14 protein-coding genes are annotated in these 14,239 nt (G+C 37.1%); 10 read left to right on the top strand and 4 right to left on the bottom strand.

All coding sequences use genetic code 11. From position 1 onward, the window contains the following. The 8 genes from H624_RS0105535 (at position 1) to ccpA (ending at position 7,612) form a co-directional block, all read left to right on the top strand. Positions 1-990, top strand: coding sequence for a PTS sugar transporter subunit IIC (locus H624_RS0105535; protein ID WP_026866693.1), 990 nt, complete (start codon positions 1-3; stop codon positions 988-990). Between the two features lie 15 nt (positions 991-1,005). Further along, positions 1,006-1,824 carry a DUF1444 family protein gene (locus tag H624_RS11675; RefSeq protein WP_035856157.1) on the top strand — a complete coding sequence of 273 codons (819 nt, stop codon included), beginning with the start codon at positions 1,006-1,008 and terminating at the stop codon, positions 1,822-1,824. An 11-nt stretch (positions 1,825-1,835) separates the two neighbouring features. Beyond that, positions 1,836-2,420, top strand: coding sequence for a YtpR family tRNA-binding protein (gene ytpR, locus H624_RS0105545; protein WP_026866694.1), 585 nt, complete (start codon positions 1,836-1,838; stop codon positions 2,418-2,420). 15 nt (positions 2,421-2,435) lie between these two features. Continuing rightward, entirely contained in the window at positions 2,436-4,121 is a 1,686-nt protein-coding gene (locus H624_RS0105550) for a DNA translocase FtsK (protein WP_026866695.1), read from the top strand. Positions 4,122-4,136: 15 nt separating this feature from the next. Continuing rightward, positions 4,137-5,438 carry a UDP-N-acetylmuramate--L-alanine ligase gene (gene murC, locus H624_RS0105555; RefSeq protein ID WP_026866696.1) on the top strand — a complete coding sequence of 434 codons (1,302 nt, stop codon included), beginning with the start codon at positions 4,137-4,139 and terminating at the stop codon, positions 5,436-5,438. A gap of 90 nt (positions 5,439-5,528) precedes the next feature. Further along, positions 5,529-5,999, top strand: a complete 471-nt coding sequence (locus H624_RS0105560; protein ID WP_026866697.1) for a DUF948 domain-containing protein — start codon at positions 5,529-5,531, stop codon at positions 5,997-5,999. A gap of 33 nt (positions 6,000-6,032) precedes the next feature. Then, positions 6,033-6,461, top strand: a complete 429-nt coding sequence (locus H624_RS0105565) for a YtxH domain-containing protein (RefSeq protein ID WP_026866698.1) — start codon at positions 6,033-6,035, stop codon at positions 6,459-6,461. A gap of 161 nt (positions 6,462-6,622) precedes the next feature. Beyond that, entirely contained in the window at positions 6,623-7,612 is a 990-nt protein-coding gene (gene ccpA / locus H624_RS0105570) for a catabolite control protein A (RefSeq protein WP_026866699.1), read from the top strand. 113 nt (positions 7,613-7,725) lie between these two features. On the opposite strand, the gene H624_RS0105575 is transcribed toward ccpA, so the two are convergent. From H624_RS0105575 to H624_RS0105585, 3 genes are read right to left on the bottom strand one after another with little or no spacing between them, the layout of a single operon-like run. Continuing rightward, positions 7,726-8,871, bottom strand: coding sequence for an acetoin utilization protein AcuC (locus H624_RS0105575; protein ID WP_035856160.1), 1,146 nt, complete (start codon positions 8,869-8,871; stop codon positions 7,726-7,728). After that, entirely contained in the window at positions 8,871-9,506 is a 636-nt protein-coding gene (locus H624_RS0105580; RefSeq protein WP_026866701.1) for a CBS and ACT domain-containing protein, read from the bottom strand. Before H624_RS0105580 ends, H624_RS0105575 begins: the two co-directional genes overlap by 1 nt. Before the next feature lie 17 nt (positions 9,507-9,523). Beyond that, positions 9,524-10,156, bottom strand: a complete 633-nt coding sequence (locus H624_RS0105585; RefSeq protein WP_026866702.1) for a hypothetical protein — start codon at positions 10,154-10,156, stop codon at positions 9,524-9,526. A gap of 244 nt (positions 10,157-10,400) precedes the next feature. Between H624_RS0105585 and acsA the strand changes: the two genes are divergently transcribed. Then, a complete protein-coding gene (gene acsA, locus H624_RS0105590; RefSeq protein ID WP_370545411.1) occupies positions 10,401-12,068 on the top strand; it encodes an acetate--CoA ligase in 1,668 nt (555 codons plus the stop codon). Positions 12,069-12,208: 140 nt separating this feature from the next. After that, positions 12,209-13,876 (top strand): formate--tetrahydrofolate ligase, encoded by a 1,668-nt coding sequence (locus H624_RS0105595; RefSeq protein WP_026866704.1) that lies wholly within the window; start codon positions 12,209-12,211, stop codon positions 13,874-13,876. Between the two features lie 107 nt (positions 13,877-13,983). Here H624_RS0105595 and H624_RS0105600 read toward each other — a convergent pair. Continuing rightward, a partial coding sequence (locus tag H624_RS0105600; protein ID WP_026866705.1) for an integrase core domain-containing protein occupies positions 13,984-14,239 on the bottom strand: 256 nt, incomplete at its 5' end.

Consider the following 14,239-nt stretch of genomic DNA (forward strand, 5'->3'; position numbering starts at 1 on the left):
ATGAAGAAAATATTACATCGATGGTTTATCGAAGCGATGAGCTTTATGGCGTTAGGCTTGTTTGGATCCTTAATCATCGGTTTGATTATAAATACTATCGCTAAATACATCCCTATCTTAAGTGGGTTTTCAGCCATCGGAGACGCGGCTCAGAGTGTTACAGGTGCCGCCATTGGTGCAGCAATCGCTTATGGTTTAAAATCCCCACCACTCGTTATATTTTCAACACTTGCAGTCAGTCAATATTCTTATGACCTAGGTGGTGCAGCAGCATCTTATATTGTGGCACTGATTGTGATAGAGCTCGCAAGATTATATCAGAGTAAAACAAAGCTTGATATCATCATCACCCCTTTATTAACCTTAACAATTGGGCTCTTTAGTGCCTCCTTTATTGGTGAGGCTGTAGGTGGCGTGATGACAGGTCTTGGTGACATTATCATGTTTTCAACAGACCAACAACCTTTTGTTATGGGTGTCTTGGTCAGTGTCGTGTTCGGAGTGACGCTCACTGCACCATTATCTAGTGCTGCCTTGGCTTTAATGTTAGATTTAAATGGATTAGCAGCTGCTTCAGCAGTCATTGGATGTTGTTGTCACATGGTCGGTTTAGCTGCGATGAGCTATAAAGATAATGGTATTTCTGGTGTGATCTCTATAGGGGTAGGTACATCGATGTTACAAGTACCAAATATTCTAAGAAATCCATTTATCATCATACCACCAGTATTATCGAGTGCGATCATTGCACCGATTATGACTGTGTTTTTCCCCATGGCTAACAATGCTGCTGGTGCAGGAATGGGAACGAGCGGTTTTGTTGGTCAAATAATGGCGATTGAAACGATGGGCTTATCAGTATCAACAATCGTTTTGATATCAGTATTTCATATTATTTTACCTCTGATTATTACTTTGATATTCTATAAGCTGTTTAGTCACTTCGGCTTTATAAAAGCGGGAGATCAAGTGATACGTTTAGGGAAATAAATGTAGGAGGTCACCATGAATATATATAAATTTAAAAACTTAATTATTGAAAAATTGAATGAAAAAAATCTTGAGTTTAAAGAAAAGTTTGATAGGGAAGAAGAAACACTCAGAGTTGAGAGAACAGATAATGGAAAGGGCATTACAGTAGCCTTGTCTAAAGCTTTAACAAAGGCGAAGAATGACGGTTCTCTCATTGATGAAATTGTCTATTATATTGATGAGTCACTCAGAAGAATGGGTGAAGAATCGATTGATCCAAAAGACGCGATGGTTTACCCAGTCATCCGTGCGACTAGTTTCCCAACTGAAACTAAGGATGGTAAACACTTTATTGTTGAAGCACATACGAATGAAACTAATATCTATTATGCGATTGATTTCGAAAAGAGCTATCGACTCATTGATGAAAGTCTACTAGAAGAAATGAGCATGTCAAAAGAAGACATGAAGGTGCTTGCAAATAACAACTTAAAGAATTTAAAAATCGACTTGAAGAAGGAAACGATTCAAGAAAATGACTTTTATTTCGTCAATCACAACGACGGTTATGATGCTTCTAGAATATTAAATGTTGATTTTTTAAATGATATGTTGAGTCAAACAGAAGGTGAAATGTTAGTTGGACTGCCTCACCAAGATGTGTTGATTATTGCAGATTGTAAAAATAATGTTGGTTATGACATCATGGCTCAAATGATGATGCAGTATTTTGCAGAAGGTCTAACACCAATTACGTCGCTGTCGTTCTCTTATGACGGAGATAAGCTTCAACCAGTGTTTATTCTAGGGAAACAAAGGAACTATAATAAAAAGAAAAATGATGAAGAATAGAGGGAATACTTTTGAGAATCACATACAATAAAGATCATATCGGTGATGTTTTACTTGTCACGATGAAAAAAGCAGATACAGTTTCATATGATACCAGAGGCGATATTACGTTAATCAAAGATGGCAATGAAGTTATTGGTTTAAATATCTTCAACGCTTCAAGTCATTTTGACAATTTAGATACATCTTACAAAGACTATGAAAAAATGGTGCCTTTGATCAACGAACTTTTATCAAAAAATGATATTGAGTCTCTCGAATTTGATCTAAAGCCTAAATTTATAGTAGGTAAAGTAATAGAGAAGACACCACACCCAGATGCTGATAAACTAAATGTAACAAAAGTTGATGTAGGGACTGAACTATTACAGATCGTCTGTGGGGCCCCGAATGTTGATGTAGAACAAAAAGTTGTCGTGGCATGTAATGGTGCGATTATGCCAAATGGTCTTTATATTAAGCCGTCTGTCTTACGTGGTGTAAATTCAAACGGTATGATTTGTTCTAAAAAGGAATTGAACTTAGAAGATGACGGGGTAAAAGGTATCTACGTCCTCGATGATAGTTATAATGTCGGAGAAATTTTTTCAGTCTAGTAAAGGTGTGATGAAATGACTAGAAGAAGGCGTGAGTTTAACAGAGAACGCTCAAATAAAGAAGACAAGAAAGAATCTTTTAAATTTCCTATGGATTTAGATGGTTCAAATCTAGTAAATGATGATCGTAGTGTCGAAGCGCCGTCTAATTCGACACCTGACTATGTTAAGCGACCTAAAAGAGAGTCAAGACATCTAGACACAAAACCATCTGTTAAAAGACCAACACGTTATACAATCTTAAAAGCAAGAGAAGTGCCATCTGCAATCCACGGCCTAAACAAAAAATCAAATCCTGTAGATGAGCGCGAAAGATATTTAGAGAAATTTAAGAACTATAATTCTGTCATTGTTGACAACATTGTTAAAGAAAGACAGAAAAAAGAAAAACGTAAGAATGTGCTTAAGCGTAAAGAGCAGCAACGTCGTTTAGATTTAGCGCTTGAAGAGAAGAAGCGTAAGGTACAAAAAGCGAATGGTGAAGTGAAAGGAACTGGGGCAACTGTAACGAAAAAGGACAATGAGGCTCTAAGTGTATTAGGCTCTAAACAAGATAGCTTAAAACAAAAGCAACAAGCGGTGACAGCTAAACGGGTTGGACCAAACGTGAGCCAACCTGGAGTGAGTATATTAGGTCAGGCACAAAATAGTCGCTATAAAGAAATGGATAAGTCATTAAGTGAACGCATCAATCAAGCTTTTGATACACTAGATGTTGAGGGAAGAGTGATTGATTACACTTCTAATGGTATTATAGGACGCTATGAAGTAAAACTTAATCGTTCATTCAGAGTGTCTAATATTCCGCGTTTAAATAAGGCACTAAAAGAAGCACTCGGTTTAGAACATTTACGCATAATGTCTTCCTTAATCGGTGCATCAAACATCGGCCTAGAAGTACCTTTACAAAATGTAAGCCCAATTCATTTTAGAACACTATTTGAATCCAGTAGCTTAAAACTCAGAAAGAATGATTTAAAGTTTGCTGTCGGAAAAACAGTGGATGATAAAATCTTCTCATACGAGCTATCAAAGGCAGGTCATATTTTAATATATGGTAATCAAGTGAATTACGATGTGCATCCAATAGATAATATTTTGTTGTCATTGTTAATGAATCATAACCCTCATGACTTAAATACATCTGTTGTCGCAGAATCAGATGACTATGATGATTACCTAGATGTACCTCATGCTTTTGGTTCTAAAATTAGTCCATCACATCCCGATGCATTGCTAGAAATTTTAACTGAACTAAATGAACGTAATGTTCAGTTTAGACGAGCACATGTCAGAAATATTCAAAGCTATAACAATCGTGTTAAATATGAAAGCCAAAAATCAACGATGGTAGTTATTATTGATGACTTAGAAACATTAATTAATAACGAAAACGCTGATGTCCCAAGGGCGCTTGTGCAAATTTTACGTCAAGGTAAGCCCTTAGGTATACATGTTTTGGCAAACTTTAAAAATAAAGATAATGGCATTAGATATGAACTTTTACAATTAATGCAGACAAAAATTTCCTTCTTCGACAAAGATAATGGTGCTGTAAATACCGCACATGAGTTGACAGAAGGTAACGATACGTTAGTTGTCATTCCGACTTCTAATAAGCCTAACCGTGTGTCGATTGGAACAATTGATAACAGTGTAAGGCAAAGTGTGTTTGATCACATAAAACATAATAATCGATGAAAGATTGGTGTAATCGTGAAGAAATATCATTTTATCGGAATAAAAGGTGCGGGTATGAGTGCCTTAGCTCAGGTACTACATGACATTGGGCATACCATTCAAGGCTCTGATATTACAAATGAAGTGTTTACTGAAGGACCACTCCGTAAAAAGGGTATAAAAGTACTTCCATTCTCTGAAGATAATATTGTTGAAGGGATGACATATATAGCAGGTAATGCTTTTAAAGATGATCATCCTGAAATTAAAAAAGCGAGAGACTTAGGCTATGAAGTGGTACGTTATCATGTATTCCTTGCTGAGTTTATGAGCAATTATATATCAGTTGCAGTCACTGGGGCGCATGGTAAGACTTCTACAACAGGCCTCTTGAGTCATGTGATGAATGGTTCGGTAGATACAACTTATCTAATCGGTGACGGTACTGGTTTTGGACTACCAAAAAGTGAATACTTTACATTTGAGTCATGTGAATATAAACGCCATTTTCTGAGCTATTATCCGGACTATGCCATCATTACTAATATAGACTTTGACCATCCTGATTACTTCAAAGATATTTCAGATGTCGTTGATGCTTTTAAAGAGATGGCATCACAGGTGAAAAAAGCAATTGTTGCTTACGGTGGTGACGCTCACATACAAGAGATAAAAGATTTAGGGAAAAAAGTCGTGACTTACGGTATTGATAGCGATGATGATATTGTTGCAGAGAATGTTGTCGTTAGTGAGAAAGGTACAACCTTTGATGTAAAAATTGATGGCGCCTACTTTGAAACTTTTAAAACACCAATGTTTGGTGACCATTTAATTTTAAACTCACTTGCTGTCATCGGAATTGCTTACTTAGAAAAATTAGATATTGAAGCGATTAAAGCTTCATTCTTAAGCTATGGTGGCGTCAAACGTCGATTTTCAGAAACTAAACTTCACAACATGGTGATCGTCGATGATTATGCACATCACCCAAAAGAAATTGAAGCAACTTTAGAAACCGCACGTAAAAAGTACCCAAATAGAGAGATTATTTCAGTCTTTCAACCGCACACTTTCTCACGAACAGAGAAATTCTTAAAGGAATTTGCAACAGCCTTATCTGCTTCAGATAAAGCCTATATTGTTGATATATTTGGGTCGGCTCGGGAAGCAAGCGGTAATTTAACGTCAAGAGATTTAGTTTATTTAATAGACGGTGCAGAATCTCTGTCGGAAGCAAACTTAGAAAGTTTAGATCAACACTCAGATGGAGTGATTATCTTTATGGGTGCTGGAGACATTCAAAAATATGAAAAACGCTTCACAGAATTATTATCTTAATTAATAAAATAATTGAAATTTATGTTTATTGATATGAAATTTAGGCTATGATAATTAAGAAAACAGTTAAGAAATATTGGAGGCGTTAAAATGGATTGGCAAATAGTTTTATACATTGCCGCAGGCATAGCTGCGATTGCATTTTTAGTATTATGTATCGCGATTGCAGTTGTATTATTCTCAGTTAAGAAAAACTTAGACCACGTAGCTGATACACTCGATGGTTTAGATGGTCAAATTCAAGGTATTACACGTGAATCTACTGACTTACTTCACAAATCAAACAGACTTGTTGAAGATATTCAAGGTAAATCAGAAAAACTTAATGCCGTTGTAGATGCTGTTCAAGGTGTTGGTTACTCTGTGACTAACTTGAATGATTCAGTTGATCGTGTGACAAATTCAATTACTCACAACATTTCACAAAATGAAGAGAAAATCTCACAAGTTGTTCAATGGTCAAATGTTGCAATGGAAATTGCAGACAAGTGGCAGCTAAGAAAACAACAAAGAAATAATGCTTACGGTAAGGTTAACGTACAAAATGACGAAAACTTGTAAGTGTAATGATTAATCCTATTTGGAGGTAAAATCATGGAAACGTACAATAGAGACAGACACATTCAAGGCATCGACACATATGATGCCACTGTCGAACGATCTACTGGCAGAGACTTCACTTTCGGACTTGCACTTGGTCTTTTAGCAGGTGTAGTCGGGGGATTGTTTATCGCACCGAAATCGGGAGATGCATTACGCGATGACATTAAACGACTACAGGATTCAGTTAAGAATGAGGACGGACACGATGGTCCCTCATTTACTGAAGTGTTAGATGAGAAGTTTGGAGATGTTAAAGAGAAAGTGCTTCACAAGAAAGCAGAAATAGATGAGAAATCTAGAGTGAAGAAACTTGATTCTGAGGATGTCCAAGCTCAAAAGAGAGCAATAAGAGATGAAGTCGCAGATGATAATTTAGACAAAGCGAATGTTGTTGATATGTCAAAATACGTCGATAAGTAAGCTTTTCAAATAAAAGAATATGAGTATTTTATTCAGTCACTACATGTGACTGAATTTTTTGTTATAATGTTTGTATATTTGTGCTATGAGAGTGCTAACATTTTTGATATATTAATATATATAAAACGCTTACATTTCACTATTAGACTCGGAGGGATATTATGACAGTAACGATATACGATGTGGCTAGAGAAGCAAAAGTCTCCATGGCAACAGTTTCTAGAGTCTTAAATGGTAATCCAAATGTCAAACCAGAAACAAGGAAAAAAGTAAAAGATGTTATAGACAGGTTAAACTATAGACCAAATGCTGTAGCGAGAGGTCTGGCAAGTAAAAAAACAACGACGGTCGGCGTTATTATTCCTGATATATCAGACCTTTATTATTCTGCACTGGCAAGAGGCTTAGAAGATATTGCAGAAATGTATAATTATCAAATTATTATTACAAATACAGATCAGGATCCAAGAAAAGAGGAAGATGCCTTCTTAAACTTAGTGAGTAAACAAGTTGATGGTATTGTATTTCTCGGAGGTAAGTTAAACGATAAGGTAAGAGAAGATATTTCTTCATCAAATGTGCCTGTTGTAATCTGTGGTAGTGGGGAAGTTGAAAGTGATATACCGAGTGTCAACATTAACTATTTTGAGGCTGCTAAAGAAGCCGCAACAAAATTTATTAAAGATGACACGAAAAACATCGGTTTCATTACTGCTGGCTATTCACGTTTCCAAGAAAACCGTATGGTTGAAGGTATGAAAGCCGCTTATAAAGAAGCTGGATTAAATGGTGATGACTATTTAATGGTTGAAGATGCTGCTGATTATGATAGTGGTAAAGAAATTTTCGGTGATCTGATGAACAAAGAAAGAGATGCAGTAATTGTCATTAGTGATGAAGCTGCAATCGGTATTTTACACGGTGGTCATGACCACGGCGTTGCGATGCCACAAAGGTTACAGATCATCAGCTGTTCAAATACAAGGCTTGTTACAATGGTTAGACCGAAAATTTCAAGCATAGCAGTGCCACTTTATGATTTAGGTGCTGTGGGCATGCGTTTATTAACAAAATTAATGAACGAAGAGACTGTGGATACGACAATGGTTGAATTACCACACCGTATCGATTATAGAACGACAACTAGATAATATACACAATAACGCTTACTTAAGATGGACATTATAGTCTGTCTTAAGTAGGTGTTTTATTTTATGATAAAGTAAAAAAGCGTATGCTTCGATTTTGGGCATACGCTTTACACTTATTGTTCAAAATACATTAAAATTCGATTTAAAGTATTATGATTTTTCTCTGTTATTTCCTTTCGTCGAGGAATTTCCATATAATCTTCTAGTGTATCCTCCCAATTGAGCGGAAAAACGACCTTGCATTCATCTTTATATCTTTCTATAAAGCAAGTAGGCAAGGGACCTCTCGGTGCTTCTTCTTCATTCATAGCCAACCAAATTTGACTCCACATTCTTGGAACGACCTGCCATATGTTATAGCCACCACCACCGATAGCAATCCATTTACCGTTCGTATATTGATCGGCCATTTTTTTAACAAACCTAGGTATTTCTTCAAATGATTTTGACGTCAATGATAAGTGAGTCATTGGATCTCTAAAATGTGCATCGACACCATTTTGACTGAGTATGATATCAGGTTTGAATTTTTGAATCGCCCCTTCTAAAGATTTTTTGAACACTTCTAGAAAGGAATCATCTTCAGTGAATGCATCGATTGGTAAGTTGACCGCATATCCAAATCCTTCTTCAGTCCCTCTCTCTGTAACACTACCTGTCCCTGGAAAGAGGTAACGGCCTGTTTCATGTATAGATAAGGTCGCAACATCATTACGTCCGTAAAAAGTCCATTGAACACCGTCGCCGTGATGAGCATCTGTATCTACATAGAGTACAGTCTTATTATAATTTTGGACGATGTATTCACAGGCAACTGCAGCATCGTTATAGATACAAAAGCCACTCGCCTTACCACTAAATCCGTGATGAAGTCCTCCAGATAAATTAACGGCTTGATTCGTTTTCCCGGTCATAACAAGGTCCACTGCCGTTAAGGTAGCTCCGACAAGTAGGGCAGACTTTTCATGCATATCTTTGAAACTCGGGGTATCCTCTGTTTCTAAACCATATTTAATCAACTCTTCAGTAGATAACAAATTATGACCTGCATCTTGAACAGCTTGAATATATGCCTTTGAGTGAACCAGGGAAAGTTCCTTAATGGTGGCAGTTCTTGGTTTAACAATATGTTCTGTAGTTAAATAACCACTGTCTTTTAACAAGTCAGTGGTCAACTTTAGCCGCATCTGATTAAAAGGATGACTGTCACTAAAGCGATATTTTAATAATTCATCATCATAAATATATAGTGGTTTCATCAGTGCATCCCACCCGGACTAATCACATTAAAGCCTGAGGCTTCTAATTTTTCTATTGCGATGAGTGGATTCATAGCCTCAATTCTTAAGACAATGATTTTGTTGCCTTTGACTTCAGTATTTGGGTAAATTGAAATACTGGCGATTTTAATGTTTAAATCTTTAAATATTTTACCTAAATCATATATAATTCCCATCCGGTCCTTGATATCAATTTCGATAATTGAACCTGGTTCTCTAATACCTGTTAATTCTAAAAATGTATTTAACATATCCTTTTGAGTGACAATGCCCACTAACGCCTTACCGCTCATCACAGGGATTGCACCAATACTATAATGGTAAAAGTCCTTGGCGATTTCTTCGACGAAATCTAATGGATGACAAGTCGTTACTTGTTGTCTCATAATTTTTTTAAGTTCCAGGTCCAAAGAAATTTCAGTATCACCACCTGCAATGGAGGGAAGGGCAAGGTTGAGGTCTTTATCGGAAATAATACCTACAAGCTCGCCGGCATCGTTAACAATCGGTACGTGTCGAATTGATAAGCTGCTCATCATGTTCATTGCATCGTGGATTGTATCATTCTCATGTAGAGTTTTAACTGGGCGGGTCATAATCTTTTCTACTAACATTCAATACGCACCTTTCGTCAGATTAAAAATCTGTTTTTAAAACGAATTTCATCAAATTGTTGCATTTGCTCATCATTTATATTGCGGCCGATTCTCGCCATTAAAGTATTGGCTGGATGGCCAGTGATTTCTGGGTCATTCGTTTGAAACACTTCATAGCCTGCACGTTTCATCAATTTAATCATTAAATTTTTATATTCATAGACATCGAGACCACTGTTTTTCAAGTCCCAGTGCCAGTAATATTCTGTCGTAATTATGATGTAATTTTCGACAAAATGATCCTTGATTGATAACTCTAACATGTGGCTAGCTAGGTTATAACCTCTAAATGGTAAAGTGACTTCTACTGCACCGAGTTCCATTATGAAGGGGAGGTTTCCATCTGACCATCTCTCAAGTGGGTCGGGATGTAAAAAAGTGACGTAACCAATAATATGGTTATCAATTCTGCATATAATAATGCGACCTTCATTTAAATCTGCAATTTCTAAAAGTGCTTGGAATTGATCTTTTGGCTGCCGAAAGGCATCTAAACCATCATCAAAAGTAAATTGATTAAGCTCATTTGAAGTGAGTGGACCTTCTATAATAACAGTGTAATCGTCAGCGCTAGTTTCAGTTTTATAGTACGTTTTTTGATGCTTCAACGAAACACCCCTTAGTGAAATTTATATACGTTACTACTCATTTATATTATATATTAGAGTGAATATATACTAAAGTGAAAACGGTTTATTTTTTTGTGGGAAAATTCAAGGAATTTAGTCTTTTTCATAGAATTTTAAATCAACTTTCAATATAATGGCTATATAAACGGAATAAATATTACAAACAAGGGGCGTCATTAAGATGAAAGTAGAAACATATAAAGCAACAGATCAACAAGCAAACATGCCGAATTACGAAGCGGCGAAAGAAAACTTATCTTGGGAAGAAGTTAGCAAACAATTTTCATGGTATGAAACCGGTAAAGTAAACATGGCATATGAACTGATTGATCGTCATGTCGATGACGGATATGGGGATAAGATTGCGCTTCATTACAAATTAGATGATGAGGTTCAATCATTTACCTTTAAAGAAATTCAAGAAAAATCAAACCAAGCTGCTAATGTATTAAAAGATATAGGGGTAAAAAAAGGAGATCGTGTCTTTATCTTCATGGCACGCTCACCTGAATTATATTTCTCACTTTTAGGTGCTTTAAAGATCGGTGCAATTGTAGGTCCATTATTTGAAGCTTTCATGGAAAAAGCAGTCAAGGATAGACTAGAAAACAGTGATGCGTCAACAGTGATTACGAGTACTGAACTCGTCGGGAGAATTCCAGTTGATGAATTACCTGAATTAAAAAACGTTGTTGTTGTAGGTGATGATGTCGATGATCAATTTATTGACTATCGAAGCCTAGTAAAAGACGCATCAGTTGATTTTGAAATAGAATGGTTAGACCGAGAAGATGGCTTGATTCTGCATTACACTAGTGGTTCGACTGGTCAACCAAAAGGTGTATTGCACGTTCAAGAAGCTATGATTCAGCAATATATTTCAGGTAAATATGTTTTAGATTTAAAAGAAGATGATGTGTATTGGTGTACAGCTGACCCAGGCTGGGTAACAGGTACATCTTACGGCATTTTTGCACCTTGGTTGAACCGTTCAACAAATGTCATCGTAGGTGGAAGATTTTCACCTGAATCATGGTATGATGCTTTAGAAAAGCTAAAAGTAACGGTTTGGTATAGTGCACCTACGGCCTTTAGAATGCTGATGGGTGCAAGTGATGATATTGTTGAAAAATATGACTTATCATCACTAAGACATATCTTATCAGTTGGTGAACCTCTAAATCCAGAAGTTGTAAAATGGGGAATGGACGTGTACGGTCTAAGAATCCATGATACATGGTGGATGACAGAAACGGGTGCACATATGATTGTCAACTTCCCATCTATTGACATTAAGGCAGGTTCAATGGGTAAACCACTACCAGGTATAGAAGCAACAATAGTTGATGACCAAGGACAAGAGTTACCGCCTAACCGTATGGGGAACCTTGCACTTAAAGCAGGTTGGCCAGCGATGATGAGAGAGATTTGGAAAAATAAACCTAAATATGATTCTTATTTCATCGGTGACTGGTATATTTCCGGCGACTCAGCTTATATGGATGAAGAAGGTTATTTCTGGTTCCAAGGGCGAGTGGACGATGTCATCATGACAGCTGGTGAAAGAGTTGGACCATTTGAAATCGAATCGAAACTTGTTGAACATGAGGCAGTTCAAGAAGCGGGTGTGATTGGTAAGCCTGATCCAATTCGAGGTGAAATTGTTAAGGCATTCATTGCTTTAAGAGATGGTTATGAACCTACCGATGAATTGAAAGAAGAAATTAGAGTGTTCGTGAAAAATGGTTTAGCTGCACACGCTGCACCAAGAGAAATTGAATTTAAAGATAGTCTTCCTAAAACACGCAGTGGTAAGATTATGAGACGTGTACTAAAAGCTTGGGAATTAGACTTGCCGGCGGGCGATTTATCATCCATGGACGATAACTAAATCATAAATTTATTGAAAAAATTCACAAATAACGGAAAGTCGACCGCTTTTTATGGTCGATTTTCTTTTTTTATGTAATAATGATAGTGGAGTTGTGAAATCGATTTACAACGTACAACATTTATTTAGGAGCTGAGAAGATGGCACATTTGACTGACCAGGAAATTGCTTCCAAAGCAACATTACAACCGATCCAGGATATTGCTAAAAAAGCAGGTATTCCTGAAGATGCGTTAGAAATGTATGGTAAATATAAGGCTAAGGTTGACATCAACAATTTAGAAGGTAACAAAGAAGATTCTAAGATTGTATTAGTATCTGCGATGAACCCTACACCAGCTGGTGAAGGTAAATCAACGGTAACTGTTGGCCTAAGTGATGCATTCAACAAAATTGGTAAGAATGTAATGGTTGCTTTACGCGAACCTTCATTAGGACCTGTAATGGGTGTTAAAGGTGGCGCAACTGGTGGTGGACAAGCACAAGTTCTACCTATGGAAGAAATTAACCTTCACTTTAACGGTGACTTACACGCGATTACTACAGCGAATAACGCGTTAAGTGCTTTTATTGACAACCACATTCACCACGGTAACAAGTTAAACATTGATCCACGCCGTGTGAGCTGGAAACGTGTTATCGACATGAATGACCGTGCTCTACGTGAAGTTGTTGTTGGTCTAGGTGGACCGACTAAAGGTGTTCCTCGTCAAGATGGTTTTGATATTACAGTAGCTAGTGAAATTATGGCTATTCTTTGTTTATCAAATGACATCATGGATCTTAAAGAAAAATTATCTAAAATTGTATTTGGTTACACATATGACAAAAAACCTGTAACAGTTGGGGAGCTTGAAGTAGAAGGTGCATTAGCATTACTTCTTAAAGAAGCAATCAAACCTAACTTAGTACAGACTATGGAAGGTACACCTGCTCTAATTCACGGTGGGCCATTCGCTAACATTGCACATGGTTGTAACTCAATCATTGCAACAAACACTGCTAGACAACTTGCAGACATCGTTGTTACTGAATGTGGATTTGGTTCTGACTTAGGCGGAGAGAAATTCATGGATATTAAAGCACGTATGGGTGGATTCAAACCTGATGCAATCGTTTTAGTTGCTACAATCCGTGCGCTTAAGATGAACGGCGGGGTTGCAAAAGCTGACTTAGGTGAAGCAAACGTTGATGCACTTAAAGAAGGTGTTGCTAACCTAGGTAAGCACATCGAGAACGCTCGTAAATTTGGTGTAGAACCAGTTATTGCTTTAAATGACTTCGTAACAGATACTGACGAAGAAAGAAACTTCGTTCTTGACTGGTGTAAAGAGCAAGGCGTACGCGTTGCACTTACACAAGTTTGGGAAAAAGGTGGAGAAGGCGGCGTTGCACTTGCAGAGCAAGTACTTGAAGCTGTTGAAGCAGGAAATGACTTCCACCACTTATATGAAGATGAATTACCAATCGCTGACAAGATTGAAAAAATTGTTACTGAAGTATACGGCGGTGACGGCGTAGTACTTACAGACAAAGCTAAAAAACAAATTGCTGATATCGAAGCGAACGGCTGGGGCAACTTCCCGGTATGTATGGCTAAGACTCAGTACTCATTATCAGATGATCCTAAGAAACTTGGACGTCCATCAGGCTTCACTGTAACTGTTCGTGAAGTTATCGCTAAAGCAGGTGCAGGATTCGTTGTTGCACTGACTGGTGATATCATGACAATGCCTGGACTTCCTAAAGTTCCTTCTGCAAATAACATGGATGTTAATGCAGACGGATCTTCAACAGGATTATTCTAAAGATAAGTTAAAACACTCGATGCTATGACCTGATGTCACTTAAGTTTACAGTTGAATAAAATAAATTTTTCTCTGGGATATGAACATGTTCATATCTCAGTTTTTTTTTATGCAGCCACACGACGAAGTTCGATTGGTGTCAAACCAAACAGCACATCTTGTGGTCGTTCATGGTTATAAAAATGGATATAATGATTGAGATCTTCCACCAGGTGTTGGTAGGTGGCATAGCCACCTGACTTTCTAACTAAGTGATAACGCTCTGATTTTAACTTACCAAAAAATGACTCCATCGGCCCATTATCAATACATTTCCCCACTCTAGACATGCTCTGAGTCATCTGATTCACATTTAACAGTTGT

It is taken from the genome of Jeotgalicoccus marinus DSM 19772, from assembly GCF_000425825.1.
Lineage (GTDB): Bacteria > Bacillota > Bacilli > Staphylococcales > Salinicoccaceae > Jeotgalicoccus > Jeotgalicoccus marinus.